Raw genomic sequence first — 23,722 nt, 5'->3', positions numbered from 1 at the left:
AATTCACCGCAAAAATTTTATGAATTACTATGGGATTCCTGCTAAAAAGAACCCACTGCTTCACGTGCTTGGGACAAAATAATCGGAAAAAATTTCAGAGTTCATAAACAAAACTCTCAAGCACAGGATTAACTTATCAATCTATTCATCTCAACTATGTCGTCTCTCATGTTCAAGCAACCACTGTTTACGATTTACACCACCCCCATATCCTCCCAGTTCGCCATTAGCGTTGATAATCCGATGACAAGGAACCACTATAGCTAGTTGATTAGCGCCATTGGCATTAGCCACCGCCCTGTAAGCCGAAGGATTACCTATTACTTGTGCCTGTTGCTGGTAGCTTCTTGTTTCGCCATAAGGAATATTGATTAACGCGAGCCATGCCCTTTTTTGAAAAGGGCTGCCAATAAAATGTATAGGCGTACTAAACTGTCTTAGTTCTCCTGAAAAATAAAGACCCAACTCTTTTTGTATGGCCTTTAAGGCTGGGGAATCTCCCGGGATAATTACCGCTTTGGTTTTATTTCTCAGCCTTTCAACCTCTCTTTCCAATCCTCTTCTATCGACGAATTCAAGTAAATATAAAGCGTTTTCATCTGCAACAGCAAGCATAGGACCTAAAGGTGTATCGAACCAGGAAGCCTTAAGTACTTTGTGCTGTTCATTAAAATGAGAAGGTGCAACTCCCATAATCTTCGTAAAAGCATCTCTAAACCCGCTGCCTGAGTGATATCCAGCATCAATTTGCGCATTAATCACTAAATCACCTTCTCTGATTTGTTTCATTGCCATACCCATTCTTCTGGCACGAGCGTATGCTACAAATGTCATTCCAAATCTTTTCTTAAATTGGCGCCTTGCTGTTGCAACATCAACTGATAAGGCCGCAAAATCACTGTCTTTCCATCTTTTTTCAGGATTAGCCTCAACTGCATCAACTAAATATTTGACCAAATCAGATACTTGATTTGGATGTGACAGAGGTTGGCAACGTCTACAGGGTCTGTAAGAGGCTAATAGAGCCTCTTGCGCGGTATGAAAAAATTCACAATTTTCCAATTTTGGTTTTCTTGCAGGGCAAGTTGGTCGGCAAAAAACACCTGTTGTTTTCACTCCAACATAAAAAATCCCTTCATAGCAGGTATTTTTACTCAGCAAAGCAGTATAATATTCCTTTTTTCTTTGATCGTTAATTTCAAACATCACCATTCCTGATAAACTTTCTTACTAATTATTATAAATCTTCTTTAAAATGGTGAAGCCGAAAATCAGACAGAGAATTTTTAAAATTAGAAAAGGAGCCTGTTATCCATGAGAAACATTCCCATACCTGTTTTGATGTTTTGTCTGATGATAAACATAGGCTGGATAAAAGAAATAAAAAGGCAATAATTTAACTAAAGAATAAACAAAGAAAGGCAATCCTGCCATTAGGGTAATAATCTTTAAAATAGCATGCTCACCAGTAATCCCTATAATAACCCAGGGAAAGAGCAAAGACAGAAGAATCAAAAGTCGTAACCCCCAAACCTTGCTAACCAATTTTTTATTATTAAGAGCGAATTGCAAGGATTCTAAACCCTTTTTCAAAGGTGATTCCGGAGTGTTTACACTCAAAATAGGCGTAAAAATAGCCAATACATAGGCTAACAGCACCAATAATCGAAATGGCTTAAAAAAAGAACCAGCAAGCTCCATGATAATAATGGTCAATAGAATGGGACCCATAGACATGCCCATTACTTTGGAAGTATTGGGGTTAATAAAATCGATATCATCCGTATTCATTTTGATGGGTTTGCCATCCAGATGAGCCTTAATCATCTGATATAATGCGTCAAGAAAAGGGACAAGAGCGAAATAAAGCAGTCCTGCTATTAGCAAAAGATAAGGATAATTAATCAACGCATGGTCAAAACCAATCCAACCCAACTGATTTAACCCTAATGGAATAATTAATCCAAAAACAATAAAGACAGCAAGCGGTGTTAATATAAGATAGCTTAAAGGCCACCATAGGGATGATCGGCAAAGCGAGTAAGATTGCCATGCCTCATTAAACCAGGGGAAGTATTTTTGCAGAGTCATGAATTGTCGGACACTATTTATATTAAATGATTTATATTAGCACGTTAATCTCATAGTTAAAAGAATGCTCACAAATGCTGAATTGAAACTTTTATAGGGTATGCTAATAATTCACCCTCACTACCTACCGTTGCTTGTCAGCGGTATCCATAAAATAAATGTTTGACTGGTTTTACTAAGTTTTAGGGCCGATTGAATTCAATTCATCGGTAATGTCATTTGCCGCTCTCTCTTGCGTAGCGGGAGTGGAAAACAAAGGAGGACTGTGGATAGGTTCCTCATCCTTTTCCGAATATTGTTTATCAGGTTTACCTACAGAGTCGGATTTTAAATCGATTCCTTGCGTCTCAGTGTTACTCTCATGGTTTTTTATAATATTTAATGGAGTACTATTCCAAAATGCACTGGCTATAATACCTGATATCAACAAACCTGCTCCTGCACCGATAAAAACCCCAGCTATAGCTCCCATCAATACACCCAATCCTGGTAAAAAGAAAAAGCCTATGAGGCCGCCAATAATCGCCCCTACTCCTCCTGAGGTAAATGTACCCCCACCTATAAAAAGACCTGTTCGCATAGTTGGTGATAATTGACTTTCTTTATCTTTAACAGTTTGCTGAATAGTTGTTTTTTTTGATTTATTAGCATTTTCAATTTCGGAGGATATCCCTTGTGCTCCTGCTTTAGGTTTGCCAGTGGACGATATTGGCTCTTTTTTATCTGCAGCCTGCGTAGACTGAAGGACAGGATGAATGTGTTGTCTTCCTCTGTCTTTTTCAACAAGAGCTCGCGTTTCTTCACGTGTTGCCATACGAAGCACATTATCTACATTGCCTAAATTGTCCAGTGTATCGATAAGAATTGGATTATAGCTACCCTCTGGAGCTCCAAATTCTTTCATTTTCTTATGGCTATAGGCACAAGTAAAATCCCCACAAGAGTAAGCGTCGCCTTGTGGGTGTTTCGGACCCGTATGACGGATGTTCACGAGCTCTTTGGGAACTCCACACTGGTTGAATAAATCAAGTACATAATCATCAAGTACAGCAGCGCCTGCAGGCCCATAAGGATCAAATAATTCAAGATCATAAATTTTATCGCTAATTCTCCCTTGCGATTTGCTTAAATAGACTCCTCGCCAATGCCCGGGGCCAAGAGGTATCATAATGTGATGAATTTCGGGATTGAATACATCACTTGCCAAAGTGTCTATAATCGCATTAGCGGAATGAGGATCATGACGATTGAGAACTGCCATCACGACGATATGACCTTGAGATTTTGGCATGAGAAGAGTCATGTCATGATCTTGCATCTGATCACGCTCTGTTCTTAAATGAAGTGCTGTTTCATCAAAACGTCCCTGCATAAGATGTCTTTGGCGGTTTATTTCAGATTGAGCCTCCATTTTTTCAGTTATCAATCCATAAATGAAATAAGAAGTTCCCTCCAAATCCGGATTGTGTTCGGACTGGCTGTCTTTAATGGTTTTAATTAACAAATCGATAACATTTTGGTTTTGGACATACAAAGGAATATCATCTGCTGCAGCGAGATTATTGATAAGTTCTATGAGCTTCCTGCCTGTTTCATTAAGATGTCTGGCGTATTTTTGGATTAATGATCTTAAACTTTTATTCTGAATTTCTTTACTTAATGCCATATTATCGCTCCCAAAATCCCTATACAGATGCTATATAAAACAATTAAGAAAAAATGAAGTCTCCTCTTCCCTCCTCTTTAATAATGTATGCTCCATCTGAAGCGGTTCGACAACGCTTTTGATTCTAAAATAAACCTCTTGCCCAACTTGTCTCTTATGTTTTAGGGCAAGAGGTCTAATGAAATAAGAAATAATTAATCGAAAAGAAATTTACTCTTATGATTAATTATTGTACCCATTGAATATATGATTACTTAAACACGATAATACGCTCATGTCCATATAAAAAAGAGCATTACTTACCCATGATAGAGATCATGGCTTATATCTTTATTGTCAATACATCAGTTGGATGCGAAAACAATTGATTTTCTGCAATCACTTTTGCCCCGCTCTTTTCATAAAATCGATTCAAGCCAGGTTTTAAGGTATCCAGCATAATGTATTCCGATTTTGAATGGCTTGCTAATTGTTTCACCTCATCAATAATTTGCTTTCCAAAACCCAGTCCTCTATAAGGTTCATCAATATAGACATACATCAACTCATTCACTACCGGAGGTTTAAATCTTCCATGGTTAAATTCCGGACTCATCTCTTTATCGAATAAAACGAACATGGCAATGGGTTGTCCATTAAAAGTTCCTATATAAGTATGCTCTTTCAAATCAGACAGGATTTTTTTACGAAACTCTACCCCTTTATTACGAATATATCCCCATTCGTCTTCTGCCCATTTTGCAACAAGATCTAAATATTCCATACACTCAGACAGTTTAGTAAAAGTAAGTTTGTGTTTGGACATTGCTAAACTAAAAAGTAACATCTGATAACCCTCTTGATTAAAATCATACAACCTGCAAATTTTATCTAAAACCACCCTGTTTTATAAATACCTCTGTCTGATATGAGCCAAATAATATTGCGGATTTAACTCCTCGCCTGTTGCTTGACGTAATAACTCTTGATAAGAAAATAACTTTGCTTTTTGATGAACATTTTCCCTAAGCCAAATTAACAACGATTGAAAGTCACCTGATTTGATTTGATCATTGATATCTGGGATTGCCTTTTTGGCCGCCGAAAACAATTGAGCGGCAATTAACGCACCAAACGTATAAGCGGGAAAATAGCCAAAATTTCCAGACGGCCAATGCACATCTTGCATCACGCCATTTTTGTCGTTCCCTCTCGTTGATAAGCCCAAATATTTTCTCATGAAGTTATCCCAAACCTCTGGCAAATCATCAATGGTAATCTCCGAAGAAAACAATAGTTGTTCGATTTCGTAACGCAGTATTACATGAAGCGGATAAGTGACTTCGTCTGCCTCAACTCGAATTAAATCAGGCTGTACTTTCGTACAATGAAAATAAAGATTTTCTTCGGTTATATTTTGAGCTTCTTTAAAATATTTTTTTGCAATAGGAACCAAAAAGCTTATAAAGTCCAAACTTCGACAAATTTGCATTTCAATAAGCAACGATTGGCTCTCGTGCACAGACATTCCTAATGAATGGCCAACAGGTTGCCGACTCCATTCTGTTAACAAGCCTTGTTCATACAGAGCATGACCTGTTTCATGGGTAATTGCCATTAAGGAAGATAAAAAGTCCTGTTCGTTATAACGGGTAGTCATTCGAACATCATCTGAAATACCCCCACAAAACGGATGGTGGCTAACATCTAATCGGCCACGATTAAAGTCAAACCCCAGTCGGGACATGATTTCAATTCCAAGTTGCTTTTGTTTTTCAGCGGAAAAACCACCTGAAATTGCTTTAATTTCCCGTATTTTTTGCTTTTCGATAATCCTGGGAATAAAGGCAGGTATTTCTTGTTTTAAAACATTAAAAACAGGAGCTATGGTCTCACAATCTAAATCAGGAGAATATTCATCAATTAAAACATCCAGACATGGCTTATTAAATCGTTGTGATTTAATATCAGCAATCATTTTTAATTTTTCAAATAACCTTTTTAAATACGGTTTAAATGAACGCCAATCATTTTTAGCCCGTAATTCTCGCCATGCCTGAACACATATCAAAGATTCATTCGTAAACTCTTCTACCAGTTGCGCTGGAATACAGGTTGCCTGCTGATATTGCTTATCAATCCAATAAATATTTTTTTGCTGCCATAATGATAAACCCGGTAAATCTTTTGCCTGTTTTATCCAATCACCTACTTTTTTATTGGTTAACCACTCATGTTGTATAGCACTTAAAGTGGCCAGAGCCTCAGCACGAGCCTGACCACCACCGATTGGCATCATCGTTGCTTCATCCCAGGAAGCAATGGCTGCTAAATTTTCAAAATCGTAATATTTTTTAAAATGTTGTTCTAATTGTTGGTAGGGGTTCATGAGAGGTCCTTAGGTAATTCTTTAAAATATTGCTTCCTGGTGGTACTTAAGAACTTTATCAAAGATTCATATAAAGAATAAAACAGTTAAACCAAATATTCTCTCAAGTCCTATATTCCAAGATCTAAATCTCTTTGGTTATCTGAAGCCTTGCTTTTTAAGTTGTTTAACACACAATTTACTTCTTTTAAATCCTTGAGAACAAATTCATATCTTCCCTGGACATTAACAACCTGGATATCTTTGGGAAAAAGCTCTTTTACTTCATATTTAAAATCTCTATCCGGTTTTGTATGAATACGGACTGAATTATTTTCCAAAACAATTTTTGGAATATCTTTTTCTGTATAGCCCTGAGACTCTAAAAATTTAAGCAGTGTATTCATCTCACGATATTTATCCAGTAAGTTATCCACGGAATCAGCAATTACTGTAACCGGGCTATATAAAAAACAGTCATTTTGGGAGGAGGGTTCTTCATGATGTCTAAACAGGCTGAGATTTTGCAGCGTTGATGACTTATCGACTTTCTGTGTTATGATATGGTAAGGTATCAGATAAGCCAGCTTTTCCTGTATCTCTTCTGGTAACACTGCAAATAACCGCCTGGTTCGCTCAATATCTTCTGGTTTATCCGATGTACAATGCGATAAAATCAATTTGACAATGAAATCTTGATATTCCTTCTGAATATGCTTGGAATCAAACTTGATTTTCATCTGAAAATCTTCAATTAACTCCGAACAAGCTACATTTCTATCATGATCGGTGAAATCCTTATATTGACGGCTAATTAAATCAACCAACTCTTCAGATAAAGGTTCACCTTTTATCATACTGTAGATGCATAATAAGCCGCGTATGGATTGTTTCGTATTAACATAGCCACAGGTGGCGTAATTCTGTGCCGAAGCCAAAATAAAGGGTTGTAAAACCCGTGCCTCTTTAAGACATTTTCCGATGTCTTTTTCAAATGATTTCTGCCCATATCGAAAAAGACCCAATTTATTTTCACCTATTTCAAAATGAGAGAAAAAGTCTTCGTCCAACTTACCCTCTATCTCATAGATAACGGAACCAGCTTTTGGAGCTTTCTTCTCAATTAAATCGTGTTCAGTAAGACATGAGGCAATTCCTCCTTGCCCTCGGTTAGAAAATACAAGATACGTTTTATCTGATTCTTTATCCCATAATATGGATAAACCAACGCCATGTTGAGTCCACCCCACGGTGAGCAATAGAGGTTCTCCTTCCATATAGCTTTGATATAAAATTTTTCGCGCTACTTCCACATTCGATATGGCGTTTAATAGCACTGTCTTTTGTAGTGCCCTTAAAATAGGTTTGAAATCTTCACTAGTATCTGTCTGACTGGCATATTTGCTTACTGCATGCAGCAAAAACCTGTTTGCCTGTTCGGCACCAGCACTGTATTCATTTAACCCCAACCTGTGTGCATAACCTTCTAAGCGTCTTGCTTCGGGTACAATAAATCCAGTTCTTAAAAAATACTCAATCAGCAGCATACCAGCTTCAACGGAGTTGGCCTTATCTAACATCAAGAACTTTAGCTCAGGATTACAAACAGGTAACAGAAGTTGAATCATCTTGACATCGCTCAACTCAATTGCTCGCGACAAACAATCCTCTATCAATGTCTCAGGAATTTTATTTATAGATTCGGCAAGCGCTTTCCTGATTTTCATCAGTTTTTCTTCATCTCGACCTTCCATCGCCAAAATGGCTGCATCAACCAGATCCATCAGTTCAAGAATTTCCTCATCGTGAACTGATAAAACAATATCCACATCTCCTAATTCTTTAAGATTAAAGGAAAATCGCTTTTTCTTGCTTTCTAAAATACAGTAAAAAAATGCCGTATGCCCATCGGAGTCGGTAATATTGATATCAGGTATAATATCAAGTTCTATAATCGCTTTTACTGCGTTGAAATGGCCTTTTTTAGCTTCCCTTAAAAAAATCTCTTCTAACAGCTGATTATTGTCTCTAATTTCCTGCTTACTTTTCAAATAATTATAAATTTCTACGATATTTTGAGAATATTTATTTCCTTCATAAGGACTGTGCAAAAATAGAAAATGCAATAATTTTTCCTGAGATAAAGAAACATGAAGTTCATCGATAATGTATTGAATAATATCAAGACGTCCGCAAGTAAGAGCCAATTCCAAATAATACTGAAGGATTTGTTCAGGAGTGAAAGAATCATGATTGTCTTTTCTCTGTGTGAATAAGTTTCTACTCTCAAACTCTTTTTTGAATATTGATAAGCCATTGGCTATAACAGCAGCCTCTGCTGGAATTAAATAATTATCACCAACCAAATAATTATAATATTTTTCATCAAATCGTTTATCGACTTCCAAAATACTTTGAATTGATGATCTGGAATCAGCCAAAATCTTATCTCCTCTTGATTGTTATTTTTAAGTATAATCAAAAAATGACTAACCAGAGGTTTCTTTGTTATTTATATAATCATAAAAAATTATTAAATGCGTTTTTTATAATTTTCATACATATTGCAAAAATAATTTTGTTTTTTTATTCAATACGAAAAAATTGTTTAATTACTCTACCAAACTCTGTAAATTAATTGTAAACTTGTCGCCGAAAAGATAGATTCTTAATTAGATTATCTTTTTTGGGCAGTATTTTTTGGATTTAATTTTAGTTTAGGAGTAATGATTATGCCTTTAACCCCCCCAGCTTCACCAAAAACTGAAAAACGTTCTGAAGAAGATAATCAACAAACAAATCAACAGGGAAACCAGCAGGGAAATCAACTGCCAAGAAGTAGTATATTGACTCTTTTTGGTTTTACTCCTAATGCCATGGTCATGCCATGCCCACATGGCCACAACCACTTCCATGTTATGGATACTCAAGCAGATGATACATTAGTATTTGCTACATTGAATGGCAGCCCAGAAATAATGGGTCTATTGGCACTGCAATTCATGATGCAAAGCCTGAACATCAATATTGACAATGAATTGGCGGCAGAAACAGATGCGAAGGAAGCAGAAAAATCAGAAAAATCAGAAAAATCAGAAGAATCAGAATTTTCATCTTCTGAATCTGAGAGCGAAGAAAAAGTAGACGAAGATCAACATAGTCATGAAGAAACAGAAGAAGAAGAAAAAGAAGAGTCAAGCCGTTTTACAATGTAATATGCTCGCCCTCTTTTGAAGGGACATCCCGTATTTACTTTAAGTAAATACGGGCTTTTTTTAAACCCCCAGCCTCTCATTATTTTTAAACCCCCAGCCTCTCATTATTGTTAATTCTTGCCAGAGTAAATGTCCAAATAATCAAACGAGAACAATTAATCTTGTCAGTAAACCATATGTCAATTGATTATCCCCTATTTTCTCAACCAATATTTTTCTGTTTTTCAATAAATCAGTTAAGAATTTGGAAAATCGATAATAAATAAAAGGGCTATAATCAGGTTATCGCTGAAGAAAAACATCAGTATAGGGATATGACGAAGATGGGTAAAAAAATAGCGGTGGTCACAGGTTGCTCAAAAACATCCGGTGTAGGATATAATCTTGTATGTGAAATGCTAAATCGTGGATATCAAGTCATTGCAACAGTGAGAAATCTTGAAACGAGCCAAATTGACAAAGTAAACATTACAAACTCCAGCCATTTAGATATAAAAACATTGGATCTTTGCGATGAACATTCAATTGACCGCTTTATTAAAGAAGTTTTATCTCAATATCAATATATTGACGTATTAGTTAACAATGCAGCGAATGCGGTTATTGGCCCTGTTGAATGCGCAACCACTCAAGATATATTAACAACTTATCAAACCAAAGTATTTGGCCCATTGTCTTTAATCAGGGGATTCATCCCTGTAATGAGAGAAAGAAAAAAGGGCTTATTAACAACAACCTCAACGATTTTCACCTCTGTTCCCGTTAATATTCCAGGAGTCGCAATCTATTTTTCAGCACTTGCAGCATTTGAACGATTACAAGAATCCTTGGCAATTGAACTGGCTCCATGGAATATCAAAGTAATTAATTTCCAACCTGGGCCAATTGCAACAGAATTGACTCGATTTGAAGGCTCTCGCCCCGATATTGTTGAGAAATACTATAAAACCTTTACTGAACAAGCTTATCAATGGTTCCATCAGAATACTGTTTTTCAAACTGCGGCCGAAGTGGCCAAGGTATTTGCTGAAGTCATTGATATGGAGAATCCGGATTTATGTTATCAAAGCAATCTTTTTGGAAGGCAATTTGTTGCAAAAAATAAAAGAGATACAACAGGGCATGAGGGAATGAACGAACTTCTGGAGCACTTCAAAAATTTACCCCATGACAATCCTGATGATTGGAAAATTCAATAAATGAACTACTAGATAAAGTCATGATATCTACAGCAAAATCTCTGTACATAACAAAAAAACCGGCCATATAAGCTTGTGCGGGCATGATCGATTTTTTTGCTCATGTACAAAGCACAAAAATAGATAATAATTGACTAATTTTTTAATATTGGGAACAAAGTTTGTGATTGACTGGACAAGATAAGTCGCAGCGCACATAATTGCAGTTTTTTATTTAATAAAGCAGATGACAACACCCCTCATTGAAATCCGTCAGATTTATAAATCATATGGCAATATGCCAATTTTGAATAATGTATCGTTAAACGTCAATGACGGTGAATTTTTAACCTTGCTTGGCCCTTCAGGTTGTGGAAAAACAACCCTTCTTCGCCTTATATCCGGTTTTGAGCAACCAACACAAGGTGACATTTTTATTAATGGTCAATGTGTTAATCAGTTACCACCACAAAAAAGGGATGTGCACACTGTCTTTCAAAGTTACGCTCTTTTCCCTCATTTGTCCGTTTTCGAAAATGTCGCGTTTGCCTTGCGCTGCAAAAAAACTCCTAACCAGGAAATCAAAGAGCGCGTCCTTGATGCATTAAAACTTGTGCAACTTGAATTGTTAGCAGAACGCAATGTGAAACAATTAAGTGGAGGCCAACAGCAACGTGTTGCCATTGCCCGAGCTATCATCAACAGACCTCAAGTACTGTTATTGGATGAGCCTTTAAGTTCCCTTGACTATCGGCTTAGAAAGGCGATGCAATCCGAATTGAAGCAATTACAAAAAACCTTGAATATGACGTTTATTTTTGTAACACATGATCAGGAGGAAGCCTTATCAATGTCTGACCGTATTGTCGTCTTTAATCACGGCCACATTGAACAAATCGGAACACCTAAAGCAGTCTATGAAACACCTGCCAACCTGCATGTTGCCATGTTTATTGGCGAAGCAAATATATTCGATATTCAGGTTCAGTCAGTAAAAGAGCAAGACATCATAACGAGCATTGAAGGAATACAACTATTCTGTAAAAACACTGGCAATTATCAAGTTAACGACCGACTTCATTTGATCGTGCGCCCAGAGGACATTCGAGTTTGGAGCTTATCTGAGGTCGAAAAGACAGAAGGAATGTTACCTGGTCGTATTGTTGATATCATTTATAAAGGCTCTACGGTTGATCTCAAAGTGGAGTTGTCATCAGGCAAAATCATCAATGCTTCGGAGTTTTTTGACGAAGACGATGATAAGCTGGAATACACACTCCATGAAACCGTTTGGGTACAATGGTTGCCTGGCTGGGAGGTTTTATTACCTTATGAAGGCTAAATCATTCGCCCTGTATTTATTGTATTTTTGGTTAATTATTTTTGGCTTCATTCCCTTGTTGATGGTTCTGGTTGCCAGCTTTTTATCAAAAGACAGCATTCATCTCGTTACCTTGCCATTGACATTGGAAAATTATTTTGACTTATTCACCCCTGTTTTTGCAAAAATCCTTTTCCGCTCCTTGCTGATGGCTTCTATCACTACCCTGCTTTGCCTGATCATAGCTTATCCTTTTAGTTATTTAATGATTAAATCAAAGCATCAATCTGTTTTATTACTGTTAATTATCATACCTTTCTGGACAAGCTCATTAATAAGAACTTATGCACTGATTGCAATTCTGAAATATAAAGGAGTGATAAATGCCCTATTGCTGAAATTGCACTTGATTGATGTTCCCTTGTCACTACTCTATACCAATTTTGCGGTCGTTATTGGCTTGGTTTACAATCTTTTTCCTTTCATGGTTCTACCCATTTTTACTAACATGGAACGGTTCGATTTCAGGTTAATCGAGGCAGCCAAAGATTTAGGGGCAAACAAATGGTCGATATTTACTCGAGTATTTTTGCCTAACACCGCTCCAGGAATCTTGTCAGGCTGCTTGCTAGTCCTATTGCCAGCAATGACTTTATTTTACATACCTAATGTATTAGGCGGTGCTCGTTCCATTTTATTAGGTAATTTAATTCAAAATCAATTTCTTGTCCTAAGCGATTGGCCGCAGGGAGCCGCTACCAGTGTGCTATTAACTTCCGCCCTGCTTATTTTAATGTTCATTTTTCGGCGACAGAACAATGAGGTCATTCGATGAAAACAATGACACAACGTCTGTTTCTTTTTTTAGTTTATGCTTTTCTTTATATTCCCATAGCAATACTAGTGCTCTATTCAGTGAACGATGCTAAATTTTCATTACAATGGCATGGTTTTTCTTTGCGATGGTACAGAGAACTATTTCATGACCGCGGCTTGTGGTCTGCCGTTTTCAATTCCATCATCCTGGGTCTTACCTCCTCCTTAATCGCCACAACAATGGGGTTACTGGCTTCAATCAACTTATTTTTATTTCGTACAAAACACCGCCAGATCCTGTACACCTTATTACTATTGCTTATCATTATTCCCGACATAGTCCTGGGTGTTGCCCTATTGATTTTCTTTAATATTACCCAAGTGCCGCTTGGCTTCTTAAGTCTTTTAGCCGCCCATATTACTTTCTCAATTCCTTTTGTTATCCTAACCATTAATTCGCGAATAAACACTTTAAATCCTAACATTTATTTTGGCGCCCTCGATCTCGGCGCCAGCCGTTATTTTGCTTTAACGAGAGTCTTACTCCCTTTATTGTGGCCTGCTGTTTTAAGCGCTTTTCTATTAAGTTTCACTTTGTCATTTGATGACGTCATTATCAGTTATTTTGTGGCAGGTCCTGATTTTACTATCTTGCCTTTGACCATCTACTCTTTAGTCCGTGCTGGAGTCACTCCTGAGCTCAATGCACTGTGCTCTATTACATTTGGTTTATCAATGATTCTCGTTATTATCTCTCATCGCCTGTCAGGTAAATTGATATGAAAATTATTTCTTTGTTGTTTGCTCTTCTTACATTTAAGGCATTCTCCAATCCAGTCGTCAATGTCTATGCCTGGGGAGGTGAAATCCCTAAAAAAGTCATTCAACAATTTGAACAGGAGTCAGGAATTAAAGTTAATTTTTCGACTTATGATAGCAATGAAACCATGTACGCCAAGTTAAGAGCCAGTCAAAAAACTATTTACGATGTCATCCTCCCCTCCGCCTATTTTGTAGAGCGCATGCAAAAACAAGGTATGTTGCAATTACTCGATCACAAACAACTCCCGAATCTTCATAATCTGGATGAACAATTTGTTAAAAATGATTATGATCCGGGCAACCGTTATAGTATACCCATCATCTGGGGAGCAACCGGGATTTTCTTTAATCATAATTCTGTAGCAAACCCACCAGAAACCTGGCAAGGCTTATGGGATAAAAAGTGGCGTAATCAGCTAATGTTACTTGATGATTCACGCGAAATATTTGCCATAGCTCTGATGAGTTTGGGGTATGATCCCAATGACACAAATCCAAGCCACATAAAAGCAGCCTATGAACATCTATTGCAATTGGTACCTAATATTAAGTTATTTGCCAGTGATAGCATTCAAGCCATCATGATAGATGAGGATGCTTTTATTGGATCAGCATGGAATGGCGATGCTTTCAAAGCACATACAGAAAATAAAGCCATTGAGTTTATTTATCCTCAGGATGGCTTTGTGATTTGGGTAGATTGTTTGGCTATCCCTAAAAATCCACCTCACCTGAAAGAAGCCCTTCAATTTATTGATTTTATTCTGAAACCAGAGACAAGCGCTCAAATTGCACTAAAGGAAGGACATGCGATTACCAATGCCGCAGGAAGGTCCTTATTGCCATTAGCTATAAAAAATAACCCAGTGGTTTATCCGCCAGACAAAATACTAAAGAAGGGTTATTTTCAACGCGACATCGGCGAAGAAACACTGGCTCTTTATAATCAATATTGGGAACAGTTAAAACTTGCTTTTTAGTTTTCTATTGTGAAGTAGTGCCAAATATTCAGATGAAGTACTTCACTAACTGAACGAATTAAAATTCAGACAGCAAAGCCATTTGCGTATTTAATGCTCGAAAAGAAAATAATTATGCCTAATTTGTATAAATTAAATCTATTTAATGTCTTTATTTATCGCACTTTTTGCATATTATTTTCATACTTAATATTTTTTTTTCATGCAAGTTAATATTTGCTTAATAATAAATTGTTATCATTACGACACATTGATTTAAGTGATTCAGAGAGGATTTACAATGCAAGAACGTAGAGAGAAAAAGGGTAATAACTCTCCATATCTGTTGACTCCCTATGAAATGGCCAATTTAGTTTTTAAAACAGGAGCTATTTCTTTCACTGTTTCTGCAGGAACTCAACCATTTCAATACTTGCTAAACAAATTGCAATTTTCACAAGCTGGAACTCCATCTGGATTGAGTGGAGGACTTTTCCGAGGAATGTACCGTGGGTTCCTTCCTTATGCTATTGCAGGTCAAAAACGCGGTGCTGTGGCTGTAACCCATAAACAAACTAACAAAGCAACAGAAGAAGAAGAATTCGAAGCCCCATTCCGTCAACGTTGGTTGGGAACAATATTCTTTTCTCAGGCTGATCTGTTGGTTAGTAATGGTTTAAGCGGCAAGGCAAGATTGCAAAATGTAGGCGTGATTAATGCTGAAAACTTTAAATGGTCCTTCTCCAATTTTTGGAAATTAACTACAGTCAACTGGGGCTCTCGCTCTTTTGCAGGTGGGGTCAATTTCGCATTGATTGGATTTGCAGGGGATTATGTCAGTTCATTTTATAAGTTTGATAAAGACTTGTATAACAAAATATTAGGAGGCGCTACTTCTGGTGTCATTGCGACATTATTTACAACCGTCCCTAACGCCTATGCTGATAATAAATTGTTGCAAACTAAAGTGGCTGAAAATAACCGTTTAATTACCGTGTCACCCTATACCATGTTTGGTCAAATGAAATCAAATGTAAAAGCGGTTGGTATTAAAGATGCGTTCATGACTTTTTTTAAAGTGAGTTATTTGCAACAAGTAGCGGTAAGAGCTCCTCAAGCAGCCATCACATTTGCCCTCATTTTTGGTATGGATGAATATTTGGGTCCTGATCCTTTGAAAAAGATTTGGCCTGGACGAATTCAAGAGGTTGATTCAGAAAGCACCTCTCCATCATCCCCCACCAAGAAATAATTCAGAGTAACAAGGATGTTATTTTTCATCATTGTGCCTTAACAACCAACAATACCTTTTACAGTATAAATTGTACTTATTTAATCAACACTACATTAAAAAATATACAATTGATTTAATTTTAAGCAAATAAATAGGGAAATGTATTGCATTAGGCCGAAATTCATTTAGAATGAATGATGAATAATTAACAGGATTATTAATTAACTAATCAGGACGGAAAATATGTTATCATTTTTTGGAAAATGTATGTTAAAGACCTTAGGCGGAGCAACCAAGACAGCGGCACTTGATAGTGCGCGAGTAACAGCAACAACAGGGTTAGTCTTGGGTGGCTTTTACCTCTATGACAGAGTAACTAGAAATTATGGACTATTTGATAAAAATACTTCCAAACCAATAAACCTTGAATTGGCTAATGAGAGTTATATGCGTCCCAAAATTTAAACTAAAAGGTTATTTCTGCTCCCAACTATCCTGTTGGGAGCATTTGGTTTTCTCCTATATTCTAAATCTGAGATACACTGTCAATTCTATTGTTTAAAACGAGAATAAAAAGCCCTACCTATCCAAAATACTAATAAAGCAATAATCCCCCACAATAAAATCATTGGGACAAACAAGATAACAAATTCAATGAAACCATAAGTAAACTGTCGTAAGTTATCGATTAAAGCCCGGTAAGATTTCCTTACAATTTCTGATATTTCCCATGTTGAGTTTTGTGCATTTTTTATTGCTGGATTGATTTGCAGGTAAATTGTAATGAGTGAATAAGCAACAGATTCTTTATAGTACTTTATCTGCCCTTCTATAACATCAATTTTTCTCTGCGTTTCACTCAGTTGTTGATAAACAGAAAGTACATCCGAAGTGTTTTTAGCACCCTGCATAATTTTATTTAATTGATCTTTAGCAACCCTGTAATTTTTCAGTTCACTTTCAAGATCAACATATCGCTGGGTGATGTCTTCACTCGTAATTGATTCCTCAATGACTTTAACAGCTAAAGATTTTAAATTTTGCAACACATTGTTTAAACGATTACTTGGTACTCTGATACTGATTTGAGCTATATTTCCACCAATATAGAAACTATCCTGTCTTAAGTTGGAGTTAACCACATATCCTTCTTCTCGCTCAGCCATCTGCATAATTTCATCGATAACTTTTGCCGGATCATTGACCTCCAGAGTGATATTCGCATTACGGATTATCATTCCTCTCATGACTTGAGCTGAAGCAGAGGGATTGTTGTTGGTAGCTCCAAAGCTATCTTGTACTGAATGTACTTTTTCAACAGTTGGATAGGCACTCCCCACTACTGGAGCCCCTCCATATAATGTTTGCCCGGCTCGATTGATTAGCATGTTGTACGCAAATAAAACGACAGAGTAAACTCCAATAGCGACAAACAAGTATAAAATGATTTTCTTCATTTTTAATTCAATACTCCGACATTATAAAAATAAGTGTGGCATAGACTAATTGAAATAACCAACAGGACTTGTATATTGAAATTATAGTTAATTTAACTACCAAAACTATGAAAAATTAATCTTGATCATAAAATTAGTAATAAACTAATAGGAGACAAGGAGGTGTTCCATGAAAAAAGTAGCACCAATACTAAAAAATGAGATCATCAATACAGCAATAGATATTGCCCAGGATAGCTCTTGGGAAAAAGTGAGATTGATTGATATCGCTAAAGCATTAAATATTGATTTAAACACAATACGATATTTCTTTGCTGAAAAAGATCAAATTATTGATGCCTGTTTTGATCGTGCTGATGAAGCCATGCTCAATGCGCCCTCCAAACCGAAATTTGATTTACTCACTGCCAAAGAAAAACTGCATGATTTATTAATGACTTGGCTAAGTACTTTCGAAGGACAACAAAAAGTAATCCGGCAAATGATATTTCATAAGCTAGAGCCTGGTCATCTTCATCTTCAATTGCCTGCAATCAAACGCATCAGCCAAACTGTTCAATGGTGGCGTGAAGCAGCTGGTCTTAGAGAGACCTTTATTCAACGTGCCATACAAGAAACCGGATTAACCATCATTTATCTGGCCACCTTTAGTTATTGGTTATTAGATAACTCTAAAGAACATCTCGCAACCCGCCTTTTTTTGGAACACAAATTAAATATGGCAAAAAACTTATCCAATTTTTGGGGTTTTACTTACTATGCACCATCCAAAATTAGCTGAAAAACTTGGTATTCAATTTCCTATCATTCAAGCACCTATGGCAGGAGGAGCCACTACGCCAGAGTTGGTTGCAGCAGTTTCTAACACTGGTGGTTTGGGCTCTCTGGGCGCAGGGTATATGAAACCTGATGAGATCAGACAAGCTATTATAAAAATTCGCCAATTAACAAGTAAACCTTTTGCAGTTAATCTTTTTATACCCGAAGCGCATCATGCAACACCAGAACAAATTCAAAAAGCTTGTGATGATATCAATCTGTGCTGTACTGAGCTAAATATTGAAATCAGTCCCGTGAGTACGCCCTATTCCCAATCTTTTATTGACCAAATGCAAATCCTGATTGAAGAAAAAATCCCTGTTTTTAGCTATGCATTCGGTACATTAGAACCAATGTGGATAAAACAATTGAAGAAAAGTGGAACCTTTCTAATAGGAACAGCAACCACTATACACGAAGCAAGAATACTTGAAGCAAGTGGTATTGATGCCATTGTTGCACAAGGAAGTGAAGCCGGAGGGCATCGAGGTACTTTTATCGGCAATGCAGAGGATGCTTTGATTAAACTATCTGAACTGGTACCCCAATTAGTAGAAACAATACAAATACCAGTGATAGCTGCCGGTGGAATCATGAATGGTAAAGGCATAGTTTCTGCCATAAATGCAGGTGCCTCTGGTGTGCAAATGGGAACCGCTTTTTTAAGTTGTTTTGAAGCTGGCATCACTTATAAATACAAACAAACCCTGTTATCACAGCAACAAGACAATACTGTACTAACACGTGCTTTTTCGGGAAAGCTTGCTCGTGGAATTCGAAATAAATTCATTACTTGCATGGATAATCGGAAAATAAATATCCTCGACTACCCCATTCAAAATGCATTAACCCAGGTAATGAGACAAAAAGCCAGGGAAAAAGATAATATTGATTTTATGTCGTTATGGGCTGGACAATCGGCTCATTTATGTCGATCTATGTCGGCAAGTAACTTAATAAATAGTTTAATTATTGAGACAGAAATGAAGTAAAAGAGAAGTTAATGATTACAAAAATTCTTTAATCTATTTTCCAGGCTTGGCTTATAATAAAAATTATAAACAGCATAACAGGATCCTTATGTTTCGTTACTTTAAGCAGGGATGGCATGGAGAACTTAAATTTTCTGAAGTTCTGTTTGGTTCAGGTGGTGATTATTTTTTGCTTGAAGGCGGCCTGGCGTATATTGGATTCTATATTTTATTTGCCATTTTGCTAATGACAACTAAACCATTATCCCTGCATAATATATTAGCTTTGGCTCTCTTCTCCTATGGCATAGTCTTATACATCTGGTTAATTAAAGCCTTTTGGGGATCAGCCAATCTTTGTTCAAATAAAATTTCAGCAGTTTTGATTCGTACCTTTACGATTGTTTTGCCCTTGATTTCGATTGTGTTGTTTTTTCTGATTATTATTTATTATCTTGTTACAGCTATTATAGACGCTTTGAGTGGCTGATTATGTTACGTTCTGTGAATGTTTAAACATCCTTTAGAAAAAGGGAATTTGATATGGATATTAAAAAAAACAAAGCAAAAACGTTTGTCAATTACATGCTTCAGCTAGCCAATATCAATATCAATGGCCAGACACCATGGGATATACAAATTTATAATGATGAGTTCTATTCCAGAATATTACGTGATGCCGATTTGGGTCTAGGTGAAAGTTATATGGATGGTTGGTGGGATTGTCAACGAATTGATTTATTTATTTCAAAACTGATTAATGCAAATCTTGAATCGAAAATTAAAGTCAATTTTAAACTGGCATTTAAAGTCTTTTTATCCAAAATATTGAATCTGCAAACCCCAAAACGCTCCCTGCAAGTTGGCAGACATCATTACGATAGAGGCAATGATCTGTTTCAAATTATGCTGGATAGCAATATGAACTACACTTGCGGTTATTGGAAAAAGGCTGAAAATTTGGAGCAAGCCCAACTCGATAAACTCGATCTAACCTGCAGAAAGCTCTGCCTTAAGCCCGATATGAAATTGTTGGATATCGGGTGCGGTTGGGGAGGACTGGCAAAATATGCTGCTGAAAACTATGGAGTATCCGTAGTCGGCATAACCATATCACAGCAACAATACGAGTTAGCTAAAACACGCTGTGCCCATTTGCCAATTGAAATCCGATTTCAGGATTATAGGGATTTAAATGAAAAATTTGACCGTATAGTTTCCTTAGGGATGTTCGAACATGTTGGTTACAAGAATTACCGAAAATACATGGAGATTGTCCATCAATGTTTAAAGGATGATGGTTTGTTCTTATTACACACTATAGGATCAAATGAAAGTGTTACAAAAGCCACGCCCTGGATTTCAAAATACATTTTCCCCAATGGAATGACTCCATCCATCATGCAAATAGGCGAAGCTTCCGAAAAATTATTCGTTATGGAGGATTGGCATAATTTTGGAGCTGATTATTATAAAACCTTAATGGCATGGCATGAGAATTTTAACCAGGGATGGGAGCAAATTAAATCACACTACAATGAAAAATTCTTTCGTATGTGGAATTATTATTTACTCTCTTGTGCTGGCGCTTTTGATGCCAGAATGTTACAATTATGGCAGATTGTGTTTTCCAAGAAGGGAGTTCAAGGAGGATACTCTGCACCTAGATAAGTGGTTTAAACGATTTATTCTGCATCGTAATACCCTCACCAGCAAACCTGGTTTTCCATTCCATGAAATTGGCAAGATGATTCATCTATTCCGTTAATTTTGCTTGCAATTTTTATTATCTGGAATATAGTTTGAACTGAAATTTTGTCTAAAAAGGAATTAATATGCCAAAAAAAAATGAACCAAGTGGAGAAGAGCTTAAAAAAGCAGGTATAGTGGTAGGAATAACAAACTTGCTTTTATGGCCATTTTATTATGCCGATTCGAGATGGGGATTGTTTGCATCCATATTCGCTACTTCCGCAGTACTTTATGCTTCTCACGAAGTAGGGGAAAGTAAACGGCCAGTTGAAAATTCAGTGACGCGACTTGGTTTCTTTCAGCAGCGTGGAGCCAGTAATGCTGAAATTGAAAATGCTTTTAATAATACAGTCACAGGTGCTGCTGAGATATATGATTGGCTTGTTCCTGGCTCCAATGGCCCGAAATAATCAGTATCCTGTCTTATAATAAATTATATTTTGGGGAAGTATTATTTCATCCAATACCACGTCATTCTGGAGGTTGGTAAAAATCTCCAGAATGACGTTGTCTTTACTTCTCACTGCCTTTATCCAATACTTATAATTAATCTGCTCATGGTGGATAAATAATGAAATTTCGAACTAAGTTATTTCTTGGCCTGCTTCTCATTGTAATCATTACTAACGGCATATTTCTGTTTTTATCTTATCAATATGGTAAAGAAACAGTATACAAAGAAGTAGGCTCATCAGCTCTATCCATAGCTGCGGCAACAGCTGTCCTGATGAATCCGGAGGATATTCAGAAATTTAATCTGGATACGTCTGCAAACTCACCTCTTTACAAAGATCTTGAAAAAAAACTTCTTGAAGTACGTAACGCAAATCGTCGCAAAGATGTGTATGTGAATTTCATATATAGTTTATTTCCCGACTCTAATAATCCTAAGGTACTTCGCTTTGCTGTAGATCCCGAAGAAAACATTATAGATAAAACTGAATTGGGAACTGTCATGAAACTTAAGACTGAATCAGGGGAAACAATTAATGTAAATTATGAATCCCCTATCGTTCTGCCTGAATTTGTTGAAGACATCTGGGGTACATGGCTGACCGCTTTATACCCAATAAAAGACGCACAAGGGAAATATCTTGGAAATATCCGAGTGGACGTAGACGCTGATTCGGTTAACCAAAGATTTCATTTCTTGCTTTACTCAGGTATTGCCGTCTTTATCTCAACATTTTTATTTGCCATGTTTTTAGGCTGGTTACTTTTTCAGTGGTTCAATAAACCCTTATTAAAAATTACAACCGCGCTCAAAAATATCGCTCAGGGTGACCTTGAACAACATCTCGACATTAGGACAAAAGATGAATTCGCGGAAGTGGGTCAAGTAATCAATGAAATGACTGAAGGATTGAGACAGCGTAACATGTTGCAAGTGAGCTTAACACGTTTTATTTCTCATGCTTTAGCAGAAAAAATTGTGAAATCCGGTGAGTTACCGCAAGTATTTAGCGAGAGACGTAAAGTCACTATTATGGTCTGTGATATACGCGATTTCACAACCATTTCGGAGCGTATAAAACCTGAATTGGTAGTCGATTTTTTAAATCATTTTTTTGAGAAAATGATAGAAGCCATTACCTCGCAACATGGAATATTGGATAAATATCTTGGGGATGGTTTTTTGGCGATCTTTGGTTCACCTGATGATGACGCCTATCAAGAAGACCATGCTATTCATGCAGCATTAAAAATGCGAGAAGCGATAAAATCACTCAATGCCGATTGGGCAAAAATATTAGGCACTGAAATACAAATTGGTATTGGTATCAATACAGGTAGTGCCATTGTTGGGAATATTGGCACTGATATACATATGGAATATACAGCCATTGGCGATACTGTTAATTTGGCGTCACGAATAGAAAATGCCACCAAAAAACTCAACACAGATATCTTAATCAGTGAATATACTTATATTGCGACAGACCATACGGCATTTCAATTTATAGAGTTAGGAGAAATTGCTATTAAAGGAAGAATTCATAAAGTAAAAGTTTATACACTTTAGGATTAATTATTGGAATTAAAGTAGAATAATCCCTTTTGTGTCCAATCTATGTCTCACCTAAGGCTTGCATGATTATTTCGATAAGCGATGCGGTTTGTTGCAATACATCATTATTCCAAAAGCGTGACACTTTAAAACCACGTTCTTTTAACCAAACCGTAGGTTTCATATCGTATTTTTGATTATCCAGATGCTGACCACCATCTAGTTCAACAATTAAGTGCTTTTCCAAGCATACAAAATCAACGATGTATGTTCCTATCGGGACTTGTAGCTTGAATTTAAATTCAAGTCGATTTGCATGAAGGTTATACCAAAGATGCCTCTCAGTATCGGTGCTTTGTCTTCGTAAATTTTTAGCACGCTGCCTCAAAATAGATTTATCCATTTCCCGCTCCCCAACCCTCTCCCGCGCAGAGCATCATCATACTATTCAAATTCCTTGCGCGGGAGAGGAGGCAGTTCGGAGTATGCCTTCAGTTCTGGGCTTGATCTAAGATTAAGTGTGTGTAAAAAAAATTTAGGAGACATTGCCTAATGCTTTGAAAAATAAAAATTTTTTAAATATTAAACTGTTATTTGGACGAAGAGTTTTTCTTCTGGTGCATTTTATACACATCTATCGCCTCTTTGTCTGGTCTATGCTCCATAGGCATCTTACGCTCTCTCCATGGCTTATTAATCTCCTGATAAAAATTCTCAAGAGTGAAATACTTTCGATCATCAACATAATAGGTTTTATACTCATCTCTCGTCGTGATAAAGATCACTTTCCTTGGACTACAATAATACATTGCGGCCAGACACATCGGGCAAGGATGGGCAAGTATATAAAAATCGCAATCGTATAAATGCTCACAGCCTAATTTCGCTGTAGCAAGGCGTATTGCATTCACTTCGGCATGAGCTGTAGGATCATGGGTTTGCGCCACCGTATTGGCAGCCTCAGCAAGAACTTTCCCATTCTGAACTATAAGGCAAGCAAATGGCCTACCACCATTTTCCACATTCTCTCGAGCCAGCTCGATAGTGCGCTTTATAAAATCCATTT

23 protein-coding genes are annotated in these 23,722 nt (G+C 36.8%); 14 read left to right on the top strand and 9 right to left on the bottom strand.

What is annotated here, in order from left to right:
• Positions 1-150 precede the first annotated feature (150 nt).
• The 6 genes from OQJ02_RS05420 to OQJ02_RS05395 form a co-directional block, all read right to left on the bottom strand.
• Positions 151-1,206 carry a bifunctional transcriptional activator/DNA repair enzyme AdaA gene (locus OQJ02_RS05420; RefSeq protein ID WP_265718222.1) on the bottom strand — a complete coding sequence of 352 codons (1,056 nt, stop codon included), beginning with the start codon at positions 1,204-1,206 and terminating at the stop codon, positions 151-153.
• Between the two features lie 102 nt (positions 1,207-1,308).
• Positions 1,309-2,091 carry a hypothetical protein gene (locus OQJ02_RS05415; RefSeq protein ID WP_265718221.1) on the bottom strand — a complete coding sequence of 261 codons (783 nt, stop codon included), beginning with the start codon at positions 2,089-2,091 and terminating at the stop codon, positions 1,309-1,311.
• Between the two features lie 175 nt (positions 2,092-2,266).
• Entirely contained in the window at positions 2,267-3,784 is a 1,518-nt protein-coding gene (locus OQJ02_RS05410; protein WP_265719798.1) for a DUF456 domain-containing protein, read from the bottom strand.
• Positions 3,785-4,079: 295 nt separating this feature from the next.
• Positions 4,080-4,583 carry a GNAT family N-acetyltransferase gene (locus OQJ02_RS05405; protein WP_265718220.1) on the bottom strand — a complete coding sequence of 168 codons (504 nt, stop codon included), beginning with the start codon at positions 4,581-4,583 and terminating at the stop codon, positions 4,080-4,082.
• Between the two features lie 60 nt (positions 4,584-4,643).
• Entirely contained in the window at positions 4,644-6,125 is a 1,482-nt protein-coding gene (locus OQJ02_RS05400; protein WP_265718219.1) for a carboxypeptidase M32, read from the bottom strand.
• 110 nt (positions 6,126-6,235) lie between these two features.
• Entirely contained in the window at positions 6,236-8,545 is a 2,310-nt protein-coding gene (locus tag OQJ02_RS05395) for a hypothetical protein (protein WP_265718218.1), read from the bottom strand.
• 291 nt (positions 8,546-8,836) lie between these two features.
• Between OQJ02_RS05395 and OQJ02_RS05390 the strand changes: the two genes are divergently transcribed.
• From OQJ02_RS05390 to OQJ02_RS05355, 8 genes are all read left to right on the top strand, one after another.
• Positions 8,837-9,319, top strand: coding sequence for a type IV secretion protein Dot (locus OQJ02_RS05390; protein WP_265718217.1), 483 nt, complete (start codon positions 8,837-8,839; stop codon positions 9,317-9,319).
• 323 nt (positions 9,320-9,642) lie between these two features.
• Positions 9,643-10,518, top strand: a complete 876-nt coding sequence (locus OQJ02_RS05385) for an SDR family oxidoreductase (RefSeq protein ID WP_265718216.1) — start codon at positions 9,643-9,645, stop codon at positions 10,516-10,518.
• Between the two features lie 226 nt (positions 10,519-10,744).
• Complete coding sequence (gene potA, locus OQJ02_RS05380) at positions 10,745-11,839, top strand: spermidine/putrescine ABC transporter ATP-binding protein PotA (RefSeq protein ID WP_265718215.1); 1,095 nt, start codon at positions 10,745-10,747, stop codon at positions 11,837-11,839.
• Positions 11,829-12,653: an ABC transporter permease gene (locus tag OQJ02_RS05375; RefSeq protein WP_265718214.1), complete on the top strand. Its 825-nt coding sequence runs from the start codon at positions 11,829-11,831 to the stop codon at positions 12,651-12,653. Before potA ends, OQJ02_RS05375 begins: the two co-directional genes overlap by 11 nt.
• Positions 12,650-13,417, top strand: a complete 768-nt coding sequence (locus tag OQJ02_RS05370) for an ABC transporter permease subunit (RefSeq protein WP_265718213.1) — start codon at positions 12,650-12,652, stop codon at positions 13,415-13,417. The genes OQJ02_RS05375 and OQJ02_RS05370 overlap by 4 nt, the downstream gene beginning before the upstream one ends.
• Positions 13,414-14,436, top strand: a complete 1,023-nt coding sequence (locus tag OQJ02_RS05365) for an ABC transporter substrate-binding protein (RefSeq protein WP_265718212.1) — start codon at positions 13,414-13,416, stop codon at positions 14,434-14,436. The genes OQJ02_RS05370 and OQJ02_RS05365 overlap by 4 nt, the downstream gene beginning before the upstream one ends.
• A 259-nt stretch (positions 14,437-14,695) precedes the next feature.
• Positions 14,696-15,667 (top strand): hypothetical protein, encoded by a 972-nt coding sequence (locus tag OQJ02_RS05360; RefSeq protein ID WP_265718211.1) that lies wholly within the window; start codon positions 14,696-14,698, stop codon positions 15,665-15,667.
• A gap of 249 nt (positions 15,668-15,916) precedes the next feature.
• Positions 15,917-16,114, top strand: a complete 198-nt coding sequence (locus tag OQJ02_RS05355; RefSeq protein ID WP_265718210.1) for a hypothetical protein — start codon at positions 15,917-15,919, stop codon at positions 16,112-16,114.
• A gap of 86 nt (positions 16,115-16,200) precedes the next feature.
• On the opposite strand, the gene OQJ02_RS05350 is transcribed toward OQJ02_RS05355, so the two are convergent.
• Positions 16,201-17,106, bottom strand: coding sequence for a DUF4349 domain-containing protein (locus OQJ02_RS05350; RefSeq protein ID WP_265718209.1), 906 nt, complete (start codon positions 17,104-17,106; stop codon positions 16,201-16,203).
• Between the two features lie 169 nt (positions 17,107-17,275).
• Between OQJ02_RS05350 and OQJ02_RS05345 the strand changes: the two genes are divergently transcribed.
• The 6 genes from OQJ02_RS05345 (at position 17,276) to OQJ02_RS05320 (ending at position 22,671) form a co-directional block, all read left to right on the top strand.
• Positions 17,276-17,887: a TetR/AcrR family transcriptional regulator gene (locus tag OQJ02_RS05345; RefSeq protein ID WP_265718208.1), complete on the top strand. Its 612-nt coding sequence runs from the start codon at positions 17,276-17,278 to the stop codon at positions 17,885-17,887.
• A complete protein-coding gene (locus tag OQJ02_RS05340; protein ID WP_265718207.1) occupies positions 17,865-18,917 on the top strand; it encodes an NAD(P)H-dependent flavin oxidoreductase in 1,053 nt (350 codons plus the stop codon). Before OQJ02_RS05345 ends, OQJ02_RS05340 begins: the two co-directional genes overlap by 23 nt.
• An 88-nt stretch (positions 18,918-19,005) precedes the next feature.
• A complete protein-coding gene (locus OQJ02_RS05335; protein WP_265718206.1) occupies positions 19,006-19,386 on the top strand; it encodes a hypothetical protein in 381 nt (126 codons plus the stop codon).
• A gap of 53 nt (positions 19,387-19,439) precedes the next feature.
• A complete protein-coding gene (gene cfa, locus OQJ02_RS05330; protein ID WP_265718205.1) occupies positions 19,440-20,567 on the top strand; it encodes a cyclopropane fatty acyl phospholipid synthase in 1,128 nt (375 codons plus the stop codon).
• 164 nt (positions 20,568-20,731) lie between these two features.
• Entirely contained in the window at positions 20,732-21,058 is a 327-nt protein-coding gene (locus OQJ02_RS05325) for a hypothetical protein (RefSeq protein ID WP_265718204.1), read from the top strand.
• 161 nt (positions 21,059-21,219) lie between these two features.
• Entirely contained in the window at positions 21,220-22,671 is a 1,452-nt protein-coding gene (locus OQJ02_RS05320) for an adenylate/guanylate cyclase domain-containing protein (RefSeq protein ID WP_265718203.1), read from the top strand.
• Between the two features lie 46 nt (positions 22,672-22,717).
• Here OQJ02_RS05320 and OQJ02_RS05315 read toward each other — a convergent pair whose 3' ends face one another.
• Together OQJ02_RS05315 and OQJ02_RS05310 are read right to left on the bottom strand one after the other, a co-directional pair.
• Positions 22,718-23,059, bottom strand: a complete 342-nt coding sequence (locus OQJ02_RS05315) for an endonuclease domain-containing protein (RefSeq protein ID WP_265718202.1) — start codon at positions 23,057-23,059, stop codon at positions 22,718-22,720.
• Positions 23,060-23,246: 187 nt separating this feature from the next.
• Positions 23,247-23,720 (bottom strand): nucleoside deaminase, encoded by a 474-nt coding sequence (locus OQJ02_RS05310; protein WP_265718201.1) that lies wholly within the window; start codon positions 23,718-23,720, stop codon positions 23,247-23,249.
• Between the last annotated feature and the right edge of the window lie 2 nt (positions 23,721-23,722).

The sequence above is a fragment of the Legionella sp. PATHC032 genome, from assembly GCF_026191185.1.
Taxonomy (GTDB): domain Bacteria; phylum Pseudomonadota; class Gammaproteobacteria; order Legionellales; family Legionellaceae; genus Legionella.
This window is presented reverse-complemented; position numbering and strand designations above follow the sequence as displayed.